This window comes from Paracoccus sp. P2 (assembly GCF_046335115.1).
Classification (GTDB): domain Bacteria; phylum Pseudomonadota; class Alphaproteobacteria; order Rhodobacterales; family Rhodobacteraceae; genus Paracoccus; species Paracoccus pantotrophus.
Window position 1 is genome coordinate 1 of the sequence record NZ_JBGOSN010000068.1, and the last position, 15,495, is coordinate 15,495.

The 15,495-nt window shown below is 68.1% G+C and carries 17 protein-coding genes and 1 pseudogene; 11 read left to right on the forward strand and 7 right to left on the reverse strand.

The window, feature by feature from the left end:
• A pseudogene (locus tag ACDP63_RS22560) lies at positions 1–229 on the forward strand (transposase); the annotation flags it as partial.
• Positions 230–459: 230 nt separating this feature from the next.
• On the opposite strand, the gene ACDP63_RS22565 reads toward ACDP63_RS22560, so the two are convergent.
• Entirely contained in the window at positions 460–1,191 is a 732-nt protein-coding gene (locus ACDP63_RS22565) for a Crp/Fnr family transcriptional regulator (RefSeq protein WP_024845997.1), read from the reverse strand.
• A gap of 125 nt (positions 1,192–1,316) precedes the next feature.
• Positions 1,317–2,633, reverse strand: a complete 1,317-nt coding sequence (locus ACDP63_RS22570; RefSeq protein WP_036748507.1) for a FliI/YscN family ATPase — start codon at positions 2,631–2,633, stop codon at positions 1,317–1,319.
• Positions 2,634–2,741: 108 nt separating this feature from the next.
• Between ACDP63_RS22570 and ACDP63_RS22575 the strand changes: the two genes are divergently transcribed.
• The 9 genes from ACDP63_RS22575 to ACDP63_RS22615 are packed head-to-tail and all read left to right on the forward strand — an operon-like array spanning position 2,742 to position 7,365.
• Positions 2,742–3,131: a FlgB family protein gene (locus tag ACDP63_RS22575; protein WP_024845995.1), complete on the forward strand. Its 390-nt coding sequence runs from the start codon at positions 2,742–2,744 to the stop codon at positions 3,129–3,131.
• Positions 3,132–3,141: 10 nt separating this feature from the next.
• Positions 3,142–3,534, forward strand: a complete 393-nt coding sequence (flgC, locus tag ACDP63_RS22580) for a flagellar basal body rod protein FlgC (protein ID WP_024845994.1) — start codon at positions 3,142–3,144, stop codon at positions 3,532–3,534.
• Between the two features lie 11 nt (positions 3,535–3,545).
• Positions 3,546–3,839: a flagellar hook-basal body complex protein FliE gene (locus ACDP63_RS22585; protein WP_028710902.1), complete on the forward strand. Its 294-nt coding sequence runs from the start codon at positions 3,546–3,548 to the stop codon at positions 3,837–3,839.
• Between the two features lie 9 nt (positions 3,840–3,848).
• Positions 3,849–4,115: a flagellar biosynthetic protein FliQ gene (locus ACDP63_RS22590; protein WP_024845992.1), complete on the forward strand. Its 267-nt coding sequence runs from the start codon at positions 3,849–3,851 to the stop codon at positions 4,113–4,115.
• Positions 4,116–4,118: 3 nt separating this feature from the next.
• Positions 4,119–4,835: a flagellar hook-basal body complex protein gene (locus ACDP63_RS22595; protein WP_028710903.1), complete on the forward strand. Its 717-nt coding sequence runs from the start codon at positions 4,119–4,121 to the stop codon at positions 4,833–4,835.
• An 11-nt stretch (positions 4,836–4,846) separates the two neighbouring features.
• Positions 4,847–5,632, forward strand: a complete 786-nt coding sequence (flgG, locus tag ACDP63_RS22600) for a flagellar basal-body rod protein FlgG (RefSeq protein ID WP_024845990.1) — start codon at positions 4,847–4,849, stop codon at positions 5,630–5,632.
• Positions 5,632–6,048 (forward strand): flagellar basal body P-ring formation chaperone FlgA, encoded by a 417-nt coding sequence (flgA, locus tag ACDP63_RS22605; RefSeq protein WP_024845989.1) that lies wholly within the window; start codon positions 5,632–5,634, stop codon positions 6,046–6,048. The genes flgG and flgA overlap by 1 nt, the downstream gene beginning before the upstream one ends.
• A gap of 10 nt (positions 6,049–6,058) precedes the next feature.
• Positions 6,059–6,811, forward strand: a complete 753-nt coding sequence (gene flgH, locus ACDP63_RS22610; protein ID WP_051419843.1) for a flagellar basal body L-ring protein FlgH — start codon at positions 6,059–6,061, stop codon at positions 6,809–6,811.
• A 17-nt stretch (positions 6,812–6,828) separates the two neighbouring features.
• Complete coding sequence (locus ACDP63_RS22615; protein WP_024845987.1) at positions 6,829–7,365, forward strand: hypothetical protein; 537 nt, start codon at positions 6,829–6,831, stop codon at positions 7,363–7,365.
• 225 nt (positions 7,366–7,590) lie between these two features.
• On the opposite strand, the gene ACDP63_RS22620 is transcribed toward ACDP63_RS22615, so the two are convergent.
• From ACDP63_RS22620 to rfbC, 5 genes are all read right to left on the reverse strand, one after another.
• Positions 7,591–8,640: a glycosyltransferase gene (locus ACDP63_RS22620; protein WP_024845986.1), complete on the reverse strand. Its 1,050-nt coding sequence runs from the start codon at positions 8,638–8,640 to the stop codon at positions 7,591–7,593.
• 215 nt (positions 8,641–8,855) lie between these two features.
• On the reverse strand, positions 8,856–9,758 hold the full coding sequence (gene rfbA / locus ACDP63_RS22625; RefSeq protein ID WP_024845985.1) for a glucose-1-phosphate thymidylyltransferase RfbA: 903 nt from the start codon (positions 9,756–9,758) through the stop codon (positions 8,856–8,858).
• Positions 9,755–10,606, reverse strand: a complete 852-nt coding sequence (gene rfbD, locus ACDP63_RS22630) for a dTDP-4-dehydrorhamnose reductase (protein WP_409928688.1) — start codon at positions 10,604–10,606, stop codon at positions 9,755–9,757. The genes rfbA and rfbD overlap by 4 nt, the downstream gene beginning before the upstream one ends.
• Positions 10,603–11,640, reverse strand: coding sequence for a dTDP-glucose 4,6-dehydratase (gene rfbB / locus ACDP63_RS22635; protein ID WP_024845983.1), 1,038 nt, complete (start codon positions 11,638–11,640; stop codon positions 10,603–10,605). The genes rfbD and rfbB overlap by 4 nt, the downstream gene beginning before the upstream one ends.
• Positions 11,637–12,218, reverse strand: a complete 582-nt coding sequence (rfbC, locus tag ACDP63_RS22640) for a dTDP-4-dehydrorhamnose 3,5-epimerase (RefSeq protein ID WP_024845982.1) — start codon at positions 12,216–12,218, stop codon at positions 11,637–11,639. Before rfbC ends, rfbB begins: the two co-directional genes overlap by 4 nt.
• A 200-nt stretch (positions 12,219–12,418) precedes the next feature.
• Between rfbC and ACDP63_RS22645 the strand changes: the two genes are divergently transcribed.
• A partial coding sequence (locus ACDP63_RS22645; protein ID WP_409928689.1) for a calcium-binding protein occupies positions 12,419–15,495 on the forward strand: 3,077 nt, incomplete at its 3' end.

Here is a 15,495-nt window from a genome sequence, read left to right on the forward strand (position 1 = left end):
CATGGACGATCTCGGCAGCCACAAGGGCGGCGCGGTGCGAAAGGCCATGCGGGCGGCAGGCGCGCATCTGCTGTTCCTCCCGCCATACAGCCCGGATCTGAGCTCCATCGAACACGATCGGGGGCTCACTCGAACGCATGGCGTTCGCCCCCTCATGTTCGCCGCGCCCAAGCCCCTCATGCGCTCCGCCGCCGAACGCACCGTCGAAGCCGCCTGGAAACGCCTCGGCACATGACCTGACAGCTTCTCCGCAAAGGANACGATCGGGGGCTCACTCGAACGCATGGCGTTCGCCCCCTCATGTTCGCCGCGCCCAAGCCCCTCATGCGCTCCGCCGCCGAACGCACCGTCGAAGCCGCCTGGAAACGCCTCGGCACATGACCTGACAGCTTCTCCGCAAAGGAATACGCCAACCACCTCAAAAACGCAGGCTATGCTTGGATTTGATATGGGCAGGATCTAGCGCCGGGCCCGGCCCAGTTCCAGATATTCGGGATCGAACCGCGCCAACCGCGCCAGCCTCTGCCAGTCGAGGATCTCGACCTCGGTGCCGATCCAGCGGATCAGCCCGTCGGCGCGCAGGTCGCGCACGGCGCGGTTCACATGGATCGGCGTATAGCCCAGGATGTCGGCCAGTTCCCTTTGCAGCAGCGGCAGGGTGAAGCGATGGTCCTGCGCCGCGCCCACACTGGCCAGCCGCGTGTAAAGCTCGCATAGAAGATGGGCCAGATGCGCGCTGGAGCGCAGCGAAGCGGCCGCGACCAGCCATTGCCGGTGAATCGCCGCGTCGATCGCGGTGGACATCCACAAGAGCCGGGTCAGATGCGGGAAGTTCTGGGTGATCTGCCGCAGCTCGGCATGATCGACGAACTCGACCTCGGATTCACCGACCGAGATCACGTCATGTTCCAGCCCAGCCAGCACGAAGGCGTGCAGGTCCACGAAATCCCCCGGAACATGCAGGGCGGTGATCACCCGCTCGCCCGGACGCCCGACCAGCTCATGCTGGCGGGCCGACATGCCGCGCAGCATCATGCAGCTGCGCCTGGCCATCCGCCCGCGTGGCACGATCACCTCGCCGGGACGAAAGCAGACATGCTGGGTCGGAATGGCGCGCAGGCAGGCAATATCGGATTCGGAAAGCAGGTCTCGTCTTTGCAAATATCGGACGAAATATTCGGTGATGGCCATGACGCTCCTCGGCTCGACCGCCGAAGATTGTCAACGCGCCGCGGGCGGTGCAATGATCTCGGGACTCCGGTTAACATTCATCAATCATGTCATAACCCCGCCGGATTCATAGGCTTCTTTCGCCTTCAGCCCGGTTTCGGCGCCGGAACGCCCAGAGCCTCGGCCAAGAGCGCAAAGCTTTGCCCCGCATCGGCGCCTTGCCGGGTGAAGAAGGCGTCCAGGGCCGGGTAAAGCCGCACCGCCTCGTCCAGCCGGGGGTCCGAGCCCGGCGCATAAAGCCCGGCGCGGATCATCAGCTCGGATTCGGCATAGGTGCCCAGCGTCGCCCGCGCCCGCGCGATCAGCGCGTTCTCGGCCGCACTGGCCGCCTGCGGCAGGGAACGCGAGACCGAGCGCAGCACGTCCACCGCCGGGAACCGCCCGCGCTCGGCGATGGCGCGGTCCAGCACGACATGGCCGTCCAGCACGCCGCGCAGGATGTCGGCCACCGGTTCCTCCATGTCCGAGCCGGCGACCAGCACGCTGAAGATCGCGGTGATGTCGCCCGACCCCTCGGGGCCCGGCCCGGAACGCTCGGCCAGCGACATGATCAGATGCGAGGTCGAGGGCGGAAAGCCGCGATAGCTGGGGCTTTCCCCCGCCGCCAAGGCGATTTCCCGATGGGCCTCGGCAAAGCGGGTGATCGAATCGGCCAGGAACAGCACATGCCGGCCCTGGTCGCGGAAATGCTCGGCCACCGTCATCGCCGCCCAGGCGCAACGCCGCCGCATCAGCGGCGACTGATCCGAGGTCGCCACCACCACGACGGCGCGGGCCATCCCTGCCTCACCCAGCGTCTCCTCGACGAATTCGCGCAGTTCGCGCCCGCGCTCGCCCACCAGCGCGATCACCACGACATCGGCCGAGACCCCCTGGGCCAGCGCCGAAAGCAGCGTCGACTTGCCGACGCCCGAGCCGGCGAACAGCCCCATCCGCTGGCCGCGCACCAGGGGCAGCAGCGTGTCGAAGACCGCAAGCCCGGTATCCAGCCGCCCGCCCAGCCGGTTGCGCAGGGCGGCCGGCGGCGGGGCGGGCCGAAAGCCGCGTTCCTCGCCGCCGGCGACCAGAGGACGGCCGTCGAGGGGCCTGCCGAAAGGGTCGATGATTCGCCCGATCCAGCCATTCGCCGGCGCCAGCATCGGCGCAAAAACCAGCTCGACCCGCGTGCCGATCGACAACCCGTCCATCGGCCCCTCGGGCAGGATCGCCGCCTGGTCGGCATGCAGCGCAATGATCTCGCCGCCGAGGTTTTCGCCGGAACGCATTAAAAAGACGACGCGATCACCCAGGGACGCATGGCTGTTCAGCCCGCCCGCCAGGATCACCCCGGCCTGGATCGCGCTGACCTGGCCGAAATGCCGGGTCAGGCGGACCCGCCGTATCCGCGTCGCGATAGATTGCATTTTATCCATTTCGTCCTCGCTTTTTTCGGCGGGCGCCCCTGCCTCGAAAGGGTTTCTAAACCAGTCGAGGTTAAGACCGGGTTTATCGGAACCTGAGGAGAAGCCTCGATGTTTGACCGTATCGACACCCTGCGGATGGCCAGTTCGCTGACGGCCCATGCCGCCGAACGGCAAAAACTGATCGCCCGGAACGTCGCCAATGCCGACACCCCCGGCTTCCGGTCACGCGATCTTGCCGGCTTTGCCGAAACCTATCGCAGCCAGAGGACCACGGGCATGCGCGTCTCGCGGCCGGGGCATCTGGCGGGGGCCGGCTGGGGGGCGGGCTCCGCGCGCATCGCCGATGCCGGTGGCGAGCCCGCGCCCAACGGCAACTCCGTCTCGCTCGAAGACGAGATGTTTCGCAGCGCCGCCGCCAAGCGCCAGTTCGACCTGTCGCTGGCGGTGACCAAGTCCTCGCTTGCGCTGGTCCGCACCAGCCTTGGCCGCCGCGGCTGAGGGGGCGATCATGACCCAGCCGCTTTCCGCGACCGAACTGGCCGTGTCGGGGATGAAATCCCAGGCCGTGCGCCTGCGCCATATTTCGGAAAACATCGCCAATGCCGACACACCCGGCTATCGCCGCAAGCTGGTGGCGTTCCAGGAACAGGTCGATTTCGGCCGCCCGACCGGCGCGGTCGCCGCGGGGCCGACCCGGCTGGACCGGCGCGAATTGCCGCGCGTCTACGACCCCGCGCATCCGATGGCCGACGACGGAGGCTATTACGCGGGCTCCAACGTGGACCTGATCGTCGAGATCGCCGACGCGAAAGAGGCAAGCCGCAGCTACGAGGCCAATCTGCGCGTCTTTGAACAATCCCGCCAGATGGGCAGTTCGCTGCTGGATCTGATCCGCCGCTAAGGGGCAATGCCATGATTTCTTCACCGACAATCGCCGCCACCTCCGCCGCAACCGCCTATGACCGCGCCCGCCATGCCGTCGCCCCGGCCGCGGGCCTGCCGCAGGGTGTGACCAACGCCGCGACGGATTTTGCCCGCGTGATGGAACGGGTCGACCTGGCCGCCACCGGCGCCATGACCGGCAAGACCGAGACGCATGACCTGGTCCACAGCATCGCCCAGGCCGAGATCGCGCTCGAGACCGTGGTGGCGATCCGCGACAAGGTGGTCGAGGCCTATCAGGAAATCCTGCGCATGCCGGTCTGAGGGGTAGTCATGGACGAGAACCAGATCTTCGACCTGACCCGGCAGGCGCTGTGGATCGCGGTGCGCATGTCGGCGCCGCTGCTGATCGTGGCGCTGGTGACCGGCGTGGTCATCGGCCTCTTTCAGGCGCTGACCTCGGTGCAGGAGATGACGCTGACCTTCGTGCCCAAGATCGGCCTGATGCTGGTGGTGTTCTGGGTCAGTATGAGCTTCATGACCGCGACGCTGACCAGCTTCTTCACCGACCGGATCCTGCCGCAGATCGCGGGGTCATAGGCCATGGAGAACGCGATCTATGCCGCATTGACCCGGCAATCCGGCCTGATGCGAGAGATGCACACCGTCGCCAACAACATCGCCAACGCCAATACCGCCGGCTTCCGGCGCGAGGGCGTGGTGTTTTCGGAATACATGGTGGCGCTGGACGGGCGTGGCGAAACCCTGGCCATGGCCAATGGCCGCGGCCGATTGGTGGATCTTGCCCCCGGCGGCATGACCCAGACCAACGGCCGCTTCGACATGGCCATCGACGGCGAGGGATTCCTGATGGTCCAGACCCCGCAGGGCAACCGCCTGACCCGCGCCGGTGCCTTCATGACCAATGCCGAGGGCGAGCTGGTCAATCCCGACGGCTATCCGCTGCTCGACGACGGCGAGGCCCCGATCGTGATCCCGGCCGGGGTGGGCAGCGTCGGGATCGGCACCGACGGCACCATCTCGGCCGACGGCAGCCCGATCGGCCGGATCGGCGTCTTCGCCAGCCCCGACCCGGCACGGCTGCGTCATATCGCCGGCACGCTCTTCGATCCCGGCGGCGCGGTCGAGCCGCTGGACCAGGCGGTGCTGCGCCAGGGCTTTCTGGAGGATTCCAACGTCGATCCGGTGCTGGAAATCGCCCGCATGATCGAGGTCCAGCGCGCCTATCAGCTGGGCCAGAGCTTCCTCGACCAGGAAGACCAGCGCATCCGCCAGACCATCACCTCGCTGACCCGGTGAAAGGACAAAGCATGAGAGCACTTCAGATCGCGGCATCGGGCATGAGCGCGCAGCAGATGCGCGTCGATGTCATCTCGAACAACCTCGCGAACATGTCCACGACGGGCTACAACCCGCGGCGGGCGGAGTTCGCCGACCTGCAATACCAGCAGGCCACCCGGCCCGGCACGCTGACCGCCGCCACCGGCGCCATGGTCCCGGCGGGCGTGCAGCTTGGCCTGGGCGTGCGCCCGGCCAGCGTGACGGTCATGCTGGCGCAGGGCACCCCGGTCCAGACCAACGGCGATCTGGACATCGCCATCGACGGCAACGGCTATCTGGAGGTCACGATGCCCTCGGGCATCTCGGCCTATACCCGCGACGGCAGCCTGAAACGCTCGGCCGAAGGGCAGGTCGTCACCTCCGAGGGCTATCCGCTGGTGCCCGACATCACCATCCCCGAGGACGCCCGCAGCATCGCGATCAATGCCGACGGCCAGGTCTTCGCCTATTTCGACGACCGGGTCGAACCCGAGAACCTGGGCCAGATCACCCTGGCCAATTTCGTCAATGCCAAAGGGCTCGAGGCGATCGGCTCGAACCTGTTCCTGGAAACCGCGGCCTCGGGCGCGCCCCAGGTCGCCACGCCGGGACAAGAGGGGCTGGGCACGATCCGCGCCGGCTTCCTCGAGGAAAGCGCGGTCGATCCGGTGCGCGAGATCGCCGAGCTGATCAAGGCGCAGCGCGGCTACGAGCTGAACTCCAAGGTGATCACCGCCGCGGACCAGATGCTTGGCACCACGGTGCAGGTGCGCTGATGCGGGGGCTCGTGCTTTTGCTGATGCTGCTGCCGCAAGGGACGCTTGCCGGGTCGGTGGTGGCCAACCGCACGCTGCCGGCCGGCACGGTGATCGCGGCCGGCGACGTCTCGCTGGTCCCCGACCAACCCGGCGGTATCGAGGAGATCGCCGCGGTCCTGGGCCAGCAGTTGCGCGTCATGGTCTACCAGGGCCGCCGCATCGCCCCCTCGACCCTGACTGCGCCGACCCTGGTCGGGCGCAACCAGATCGTCACCATCGCCTATGAAAAGGCCGCCCTGCGGATCGAGGCCGAGGGCCGCGCGCTTTCGGCCGGCAGCGCCGGGCAGGTCATCCGCGTCATGAACAACGCCTCGCGCGTGACCGTCTCGGGCCGGGTGGCCGCGGACGGGACGGTCATCGTCCGGCAGAACTGAAAGGCAGCCCATGCTCCAGCCCATGTCTCCCCGCCCCGCGCTGCTGCTTGGCGCCCTGTCCCTTGCCCTGTCGCTTTCGGCCTGCGGCCGGGTCTCGCAGATCGGGCAGGTGCCCAACATGACCGCCCCCGAAAGCAGCGTCGAATACCAGGCGATGACCTCGTCGGGCCATGGCGTACAGGAGCTGCCCTATCGGGCGGACAGCACGGCCTCGCTCTGGAGCATGTCGCAGAACTCGCTGGTCGCGGACCGGCGCGCCTCGACGCGCGGCGACATCCTGACCGTGGTGATCGAGATCGACGACAGCGCCGAAATCCAGAACAGTTCGGGGCGCAGCCGCAGTTCGGCCGACAAGGTCGGCATTCCCTCGCTGGCAGGCCTGCCGCAGCGCATCGACCGCATCCTGCCGGAAGGCGCCAGCATGGAGGAACTGGCCGAGGCCAAGGCATCCTCGAGCTACAAGGGCAGCGGCAATATCTCGCGCCGCGACAAGCTGACCCTGCGCGTCGCGGCGACGGTGGTGGACCGGCTGCCCAACGGCGTCCTGCGCATCCAGGGCACGCAGGAGGTGCGGGTGAACTACGAGCTGCGCGAACTGACCGTCAGCGGCTTCGTCCGCCCCTCGGATATCGGGCGGCGCAACGAGATCGCCTATGACCGCATCGCGGGCGCGCGCATTTCCTATGGCGGCCGCGGCCAGATCAGCGATGTCCAGCAGCCGCGCTATGGCCAGCAGCTGGCCGACATCCTCTTGCCTTACTGAAGACGGAGGGGGGCCCGGTGAAAAAGATCCTGCTTATCCTGATCCCCCTGCTGGCCTTTCTGGGCGGCGCGGTCGGCGGCGACATGCTGGGCGGCGCGAAGCCGGCTGCCTCCGTCCAGGGCGACGCCGCCACGGCGGCCGAGCCGGGCCATCAGGTGTCCGAATCCGCCGATCCCGCGCAGGGCCATGGCGGCGAGGGCAGCGGCGACGGCGGCGGCGCTGCCGAGGCCAGCCTCGACTGGTTCGCGTTTCCCAACCAGTTTTTCGTGCCGATCCTGCGCAACGGCACGCCATCGGCGATCATGATCCTGTCGCTGAGCGTCGAGATGCCCGCCTCGGCCCGCGCAGAGATCGAGGCGCAGGAGCATCGGCTGCGGGACGCCTTGCTGAACGCGCTGATGATCGAGGCGAATACCGGCGGCTTCAACGGCAATTTCACCGCCGAACCCGCCCTGCAACGCCTGCGCGCCGCCCTGCTTGCGGCGGGGCAAAAGGCCGCGGGGCCGAATGTCAGGCGCATCCTGATCGAGGATATCGGCCAGCAGATCCAGTAAGGCTCGGCGATCCGGGCCGGCAGCCATGGCCGAACCGCTTCAAGTGGACGCCCGGTCGGCAGCCTGTTTTCGCACCCGCTGGCACGGCCCTGCTCTTGGCCGATGCATTCCACCGTGGCCGGGGCAACGCATTTTCCGGCCTTCCAAGGCAGGCGTGGCGCCCCGCAACCGCACGGGATTCCGCCAAAAAGGGGGCCGGTGAGCGGCTTCGGATCGCCGGGCGGCTCAGCGGTCGTCGCCGGCGGCCGGCGAGCCGCTCGCGGTGCCCTCGGCCCAGGGGGCAGTCGTGCCGACGCCATCGGCCAGGGCCATGATCTGGGCATGGCTGCGGCCCAGTTCGCCGCGAAAGGCGTCCCGCACCGCCAGCCGGATCAGCCGGCGGCAGATGCGCCGCTCGGCTGCGGGCAGCAGCCGGCCCTTGCGCAGCCATTTCAGCAGCATCAGCGCCATCAGCGGCGGAAAGAACAGCCGGCCTGCGACCCGGCGATAGACGAACCAGGCGTTGCGATGCAGGTAATACACCTTCCAGAGCGGCCGGGGCGTCGCCCCCGCGGTCTGGGTCGCGCAATCATGCTCGAACTCCAGGTCCGGGGCGAAAAGCAGCCGGCCGCCGGCCTGGGTCAGTCCCAGGGAATAGAGCACGTCGTCGCCATAGATGAACAGCCGGCCATCGGGATAGCCGGCACGGGCCACCCCGGCGCGCGACACGAAGAAGCCGACGAAGGAGGTGCCGTCCAGGGGCCGCGGCACCGGCGCATCGTAATCGCTGTCGGGAATGTGAAAGGCCGCCCGGCCGCCCCCCGCCAGCACGCGCAGGAAGACCGGCAGGTCGCCGAAGGGGTTGACCCAGGGCCGGTTCATCTCGCAGATCCGGCCGCCGGGAAAGCGCACCGCCGCCGCCAGCGCCTCGGCGCCGGGCCAGCGGCCCTCGGCCAGGCCTTGCCGGAACCGGGCGATGGCGCCGGTCGCGGGCCGGGCATCGTCGTCCATCAGGACCAGCCAGTCGGGGTCGAGCCTGCGGCCGGTCTCGCGCATGCCCACCTCGAACCCCAGCGCGCCGCCGCCGTTTTCCGGCATCTCGATGACGACCAGCCGCGGATCGCCCTGCCCGGCCAGCCATTCCCGCGTGCCATCGGTCGAGCCGTTCTCGACCACCACGACATGGTCGAGCGGCTCGGCCAGCAGGCGGGCCAGCGTCTTTTCCAGATGCGCCAGCCGGTTGAAGGTAACGACGACCGCCGCAATGACCGGAGGGGGAGGATCAGGCTGGTTCAAGGCGGGCTCACGGATTGGCTGGCGGAACGGGCGCGAAGCCGGGGCTTCTTAGCAAGAGACGCGGCGGGGATAAAGCGGCCGTGCCCGCCCGCCTGGACGGCAGGCACCCGATTCGCGGCAAGCCGCGCCAAGATCCGGACGCCGCGGAATGCGGGCCGTCCGGCCAGGCCGGGCCCGGACGGGTCCGCGATGCGTTCGGACGGTTGCCGGGCCAGCTATTCCCCCTCGCCCAGCAGGCGCAGCAGATAGCGGCCATAGGCATTCTTGGCGCATTGCCCCGCCCTGGCCCGCAGTTCGTCAGCGGAAATCCAGCCGGCCTGGAAGGCGATCTCCTCGGGGCAGCCGGTCTGCAGGCCCTGGCGGTTTTCCAGCGTGCGCACGAAATTCCCCGCATCCAGCAGGCTGGCATGGGTGCCGGTATCCAGCCAGGCGAAGCCGCGGCCCATCTTCTCGACGCTCAGCTGGCCCTCGTGCAGATAGCTCTCCAGAAGCGTGGTGATCTCCAGCTCACCCCGGTCCGAGGGGCGGACCTCGGCCGCGCGCCGCGGCGCCGTGCCGTCCAGGAAGTAAAGCCCGGTGACGGCGAAATTCGACGGCGGCTCGGCCGGTTTCTCGACAATGGCCCGCACCCGGCCCGCCTGATCGAAGTCGACGACGCCATAGCGTTCGGGGTCGGACACCTGGTAGCCGAAGACCGTGCCGCCCGTATCGCGCCGGTCTGCGGCCTCCAGCAGCAGGGGCAAGCCGTGGCCGAAGAAGATGTTGTCGCCCAGCACCATGGCCGAGGGCGCGCCCGCCAGGAAATCCTCGGCCAGCAGATAGGCCTGCGCCAGCCCGTCGGGCGAGGGCTGCACCAGGTAGTGAAAGCCGAGCCCCCATTGGCTGCCGTCGCCCAACAGGCGGCGGAACTGGTCCTGGTCCTCGGGGGTGGTGATGATGGCAATCTCGCGGATGCCCGACAGCATCAGCACGGTGATCGGGTAATAGATCATCGGCTTGTCATAGATCGGCAGCAGCTGCTTGGACAGGCCCATGGTGATCGGATAAAGCCGCGTGCCCGAGCCGCCGGCCAGGATGATGCCCTTGCGGCGGCTGGCGGAATTTTCGGATTGGGTCATGGTTTCAGCTCCTGCAAGACCTTGGCGAGACCGGCGCGCCAGTCGGGGCGACTGATGCCGAACTCCCGCAGAATGGCGGCGCAGTTCAGGCGCGAATTGGCCGGGCGCCGGGCGGGGGTGGGATAATCCGCCGTGGAAATCTCGGTGACGCGGCAGGAAAGTCCGGCCTGCGCCATGATCTCGCGCGCAAAGCCGGCCCAGCTGGTGTCGGGGCTGCCCGCGAAGTGATAGATCCCCCCGCGCGAGGCGTCACCGCGCATCGCGCCCAGCATGGCCAGGCAGGCTGCGGCGATATCGGCCGCCGGGGTCGGGCCGCCCTGCTGATCGGCGACGACGCGCAGTTCCTCGCGCTCGGCGCCCAGCCGCAGCATGGTCCTGACGAAATTCGCGCCATGGGCCGAGAACACCCAGGAGGTGCGCATGACCGCCCATTGCCCGCCGGCGGCGGCGATGCCCCGCTCTCCGGCCAGCTTGGTCGCGCCATAGACGCCCAGCGGGCCGGTCGGGTCGGTCTCGGCCCAGGGCCGCTCGCCCGAGCCGTCGAAGACGTAATCGGTCGAAATATGCAGGAAAGGCACGCCGATCTCCGTCGCGGCCCGGGCCATGGCAGCGGGGGCCTCGGCATTGACGGCGCGGGCCAGGTCGGGCTCGGATTCGGCGCGGTCGACGGCCGTATAGGCCGCGGCGTTCAGCACCGCCGCACAGTCGGATGCCCGGATCGCCGCGGCGCAGGCGGCGGGATCGGTCAGATCGGCCTGGTCGCGGCCGAGGAATCGCGCCCAGGGCGCCAGCCGCGCCAGCTCGGTCGCGACCTGTCCGGTGCGGCCGAAGACCAGCAGACCCTTCATGCCGTGCCGAGCCTTTCCCCGACCCCCTGCCGGGTCAGCAGCGGCCGCCACCACTCCTCGTTTTGCAGATACCATTCGACGGTGCGCCTCAGCCCCTCCTCGACCGTGACCGAGGGGCGCCAGCCCAGCTCGGTGCGGATGCGGGTCGGGTCGATGGCATAGCGCCGGTCGTGGCCCGGCCGGTCAGCGACGAAGGTAATGAGCCGGTCATGCGGCGCGGCATCCGGGCGCAGCCGGTCCATATGGCCGCAGATGCTGCGCACCAAGTCGATATTCCTGGCCTCGTTCTCGCCGCCGATATTGTAGCTGCGGCCGATGCGGCCCTTTTCCAGCACCAGCAGCAGCGCAGCGGCGTGGTCTTCGACATAAAGCCAGTCGCGGACATTGCCGCCGTCGCCATAGACCGGGATCGGCCGGCCGTGCAGCGCGTTCAGGATCACCACCGGCACCAGCTTTTCCGGGAAATGGAACGGCCCGTAATTGTTCGAGCAATTGGTCAGCACCACCGGCAGGCCATAGGTCTCGTGCCAGGCGCGGACCAGGTGGTCCGAGGCGGCTTTCGAGGCCGAATAGGGGCTGCGCGGGTCGTAGGGCGTGTCTTCGGTGAACTGGCCGGTCTCGCCCAGCGAGCCGAAAACCTCGTCGGTCGAGATGTGGTGGAAACGAAACCCCTCGGGCCGGCCCTGCGCGGTCCACCAGGCCCGCGCCGCCTCAAGCAGGTTGTAGGTGCCGGTCACGTTGGTCTCGATGAAGGCGCCCGGCCCGTCGATCGAGCGGTCCACATGGCTTTCCGCGGCCAGATGCATGATCGCATCGGGCCGGTGCGCGGCCAGGATGCGGCCCAGCGCGGCGCGGTCGCGGATGTCGGCCCGTTCGAAGGCGTAGAGCGGGCTGCCGGCCGCCGAGGCCACGTTCTCCAGATTGGCGGCATAGGTCAGCGAATCGAGGTTCACCACCGAATGTCCCCGCGCCACCGCCAGCCGCACCACCGCCGAACCGATGAATCCCGCGCCGCCGGTCACCAGAATCTTCATAATCTCGCCTCGTACTCAAAAGGCCCCTCATAGGTGAAAGGGCTGTCGAACTCGTTCAATGTCGGTGCGGCCGCATCCTTGGCCGACAGGATCGGCGGGCCGGCGACGCCCCAGTCGATGCCGATACTGTCCCAGACCACCGATCCGTCGCAATCGGGCGCATAATAATCCGTACATTTATACAGGATTTCCGTGTCAGGCTCGCGCGTGACGAAACCGTGCAGGAAGCCCGGCGGAATCCACAGCTGGCGGCCGTTTTCAAAGGACAGCTCGCAGCCGGTCCATTGGCCATAACTCGGGCTGCCCCTGCGGATATCGACCGCCACGTCGAAAAGCCGGCCGCGCCCGCAGCGCACCAGCTTGCCCTGGGCATGGGGCGGGGCCTGGAAATGCAGCCCCCGCAAGGTGCCCGCCGCCGCCGATAGCGAATGGTTGTCCTGCACGAATTCCGGCAGGTCCAGCCCCGCCCGATGCAGGGTCTTTCGGCTCCAGCTTTCGCAAAAGAACCCGCGATCATCGCCGAACCGCCGCGGAACAAGGACCAGGACGCCCGGAAGCGAGGTCTTTTGGATCTGCATCTGTCTCTACCAGATTTGCCTTGCGCAGAATGCGTATGGAGCAACTCCCAAAGGCGCGCAAGCGGCGCGCCGCCGGCGCAGCCTATGTCTGCGGCAATTAAAATGCACGGGGAATTACGCGTGACTTCGCGTGCCGGTTTGGCACCCTGTCGGGGCACGATCCCGACCGCCACGCCCGACCGCCACGAACGAAGCCCGCAATGCGATACCGCCACGTTGCCACCTATATCGGCCCCCAAGCGCCCTTCGTGACCAATATCACGAATCTGCGGACCTTTTCCGGCCCGGAGGGGCATGCGCTTTACAGCATCACCCATCTCGGCGGCGGCATCGCGGCCTATCGCGTCACCTCGGCCGACCAGCCGATCGAGATGATCGGCGCCCAGCCCCATGCCGCCGCGCTGGGCTATGGCGGCACCCCGGATGCCAGCATCGTCACGCTGAAGGGCGGGCCGGTGCTGTTCGGCACCGGGCTGCGCGATGCGCTGGGTGCCGGCATCCTGCTGGACGGCCAGGGCGGGTTTCGCGACGGCGCGTCGCTGGCCGGGCCGGCAGGGCTGCCCGCCGACGTGATCCGGCTGGGCCAGTTCCAGACGCCGCAGGGGGATTTCCTCTATTCGGCCCGCGACGGGCAGACGGCCTTCGACATCTGGCGGCTGGCCGCGGACGGCGCCATCGCCCATGTCACCCGGGCGGCACTGCCGCTCGGCTCGGGCGTGCAGGGGACCGAGATCGACGATATGCTGGTGGCCACGCTGGCCGACCGCAGCTTCATCATCTCGGCCTCGGCCACCGGCAACTATGTCGCGGTGCAAATGATCCATGCCGACGGCTCGGTCGGCACGGCGCATATGCTGTGGTCCTGGCACGGCCTTGGCATGGACCAGCCCAGCCACCTGGCCACGGTCGCGGTGGGCGGCGTGACCTATCTGGTGGTCGCGGCGGCGCAAAGCTCGTCCCTGACCACCATGCGCCTGACCTACGAGGGCGCGCTTCTGCCGGCCGATCACGTCATCGACGAACGCAACACCCGCTTTGCCGGCGCCACCGCGCTTGCGACCGCGACCCTGGACGGCCGCGCCTTCGTCTTCGTGGGCGGCGGCGACGACGGGCTGAGCGTCTTCACCGTGCTGCCCGAGGGGCGGCTGCTGCACCTTGCCACGCTGGTCGACACCAACGACCGGGCGCTGGCCGATGTCTCGGCGCTTTCGGCGTTGGTGATCGACGGCAAGATCGCGCTTTTCGCCTCGTCGCGCACGGAAAGCGGCATCACGCAATTCGTCTTCGAACCGGGTGGCATCGGCCTGACGCGGGTGGTCGGCGCGGGCTGGCAGTCGGGGACCGAGGGCAACGACATGATGCAGGCCAGCGCCGAGACGAGCAGGCTGGAGGGCGGCGCCGGCGACGACATCCTGATCGCCGGCAGCAGCCCGGTGCAGATGACCGGCGGCGCCGGCGCGGACATCTTCGTGGCGGCCGAGGTCAACGGCAAGATCACCATCACCGATTTCGAGCCGGGGGTGGACCGTCTGGACCTGTCCTTCCTGGGCATGGTCCGCAATGTCGGGCAGTTGGGGTTCAGGCCGGAAAGCTATGGAATCAGGATATTTTACGGAAATTCGGTTATCTGGGTCATGACACGGGACAATACGATGCTGCAGGCCAGCGCCTTTGACAATTCGCTTTTCCCCATCGCGCATTACGCGGCCCCCGACATGCGCACGACGGTGGTGGGCACGGCGGGCAACGACACGCTGAGCGCAGGCCACAACGGCTCGGACGTCTTCGGCCATGCCGGCGACGACCTGCTTCTGGGCGGACCGGGGGACGACAATCTCCAGGGCGGGCCGGGCAACGACACGCTGGAGGGGCGGGACGGCAACGACCTGATCTATGGCGGCAACGGCAATGACAGCCTGGTCGGAGGGGCTGGCGCCGATACGCTGTATGGGGACGCCGGGCATGACACGCTGGCCGGACATGCTGGCGATGACCGGTTGTTCGGCGGCGACGGCAACGACCTGCTGTTCGGTGGCAACGGCAATGACAGCCTCGTCGGCGGATCCGGGGCCGATACCTTGCGCGGCGAGCACGGAAACGACACGCTGGCCGGACATGACGGCGATGACCAGTTGTTCGGCGGCGACGGCAACGACCTGCTGTTCGGTGGCAACGGCAATGACAGCCTCGTCGGCGGATCCGGGGCCGATACCTTGCGCGGCGAGCACGGAAACGACACGCTGGCCGGACATGACGGCGATGACCAGTTGTTCGGCGGCGATGGCAATGACCTGCTGTTCGGCGGCAACGGCAACGACAGCCTCGTCGGCGGATCCGGGGCCGATACCTTGCGCGGCGAGCACGGAAACGACACGCTGGCCGGACATGACGGCAATGACCAGCTGTTCGGCGGCGATGGCAATGACCTGCTGTTCGGCGGCAACGGCAACGACAGCCTCGTCGGCGGATCCGGGGCCGATACCTTGCGCGGCGAGCACGGAAACGACACGCTGGCCGGACATGACGGCAATGACCAGCTGTTCGGCGGCGACGGTAACGACCTGTTGCAAGGAGACGCGGGCAACGACCTTCTGGAAGGCGGTCCGGGCAACGACACCCTCCTCGGCGGCGAGGGGTATGACCTGATGCGGGGCGGCGACGGCAACGACGTGCTAAGGGGCGGTCCGGGCCATGACACGCTTCATGGCGATGCCGGCGCAGATGAACTCAATGGCGACGACGGCCACGACCTGCTTTACGGCGGCGAAGGCAATGACACCCTGCGCGGCGGCCCCGGCCATGACAGCCTGTCCGGCGGTCTCGGCGATGACCTGCTGGACGGCGGCCCGGGCAATGACGAAATTTTCGGCGGCGAGGGCAACGACACCCTGATCGGCGGGACCGGTCATGACAGCTTGCTTGGAGGGGCCGGCGACGACCTGCTTCAGGGCGGTGACGGCAGTGACACGCTGGCAGGCGGGGCGGGCTCCGACACGCTGGTCGGCGGGCTTGGCGCCGACGTGTTCGTGTTCTCGGCCACCGAAGACCTGGACGGCAGCATCGATGTCATCCTGGATTTCCAGCCTGGCGAGGACAGGATCGACCTTGCAGGCCTGGGACTGACCTTTATCGGCAGCGAGAATTTTTCCGCTCCGGGTCAGCTTCGCGCCGACTGGTCGCAGGCCGGCGCGCATCGGCTTCTGGTCGACCTGGACGGCGATGGCACGGCCGAGCTGACGATCGAGCTGGGCGGGCTGGAGCAGTTGAACGCCTCGGA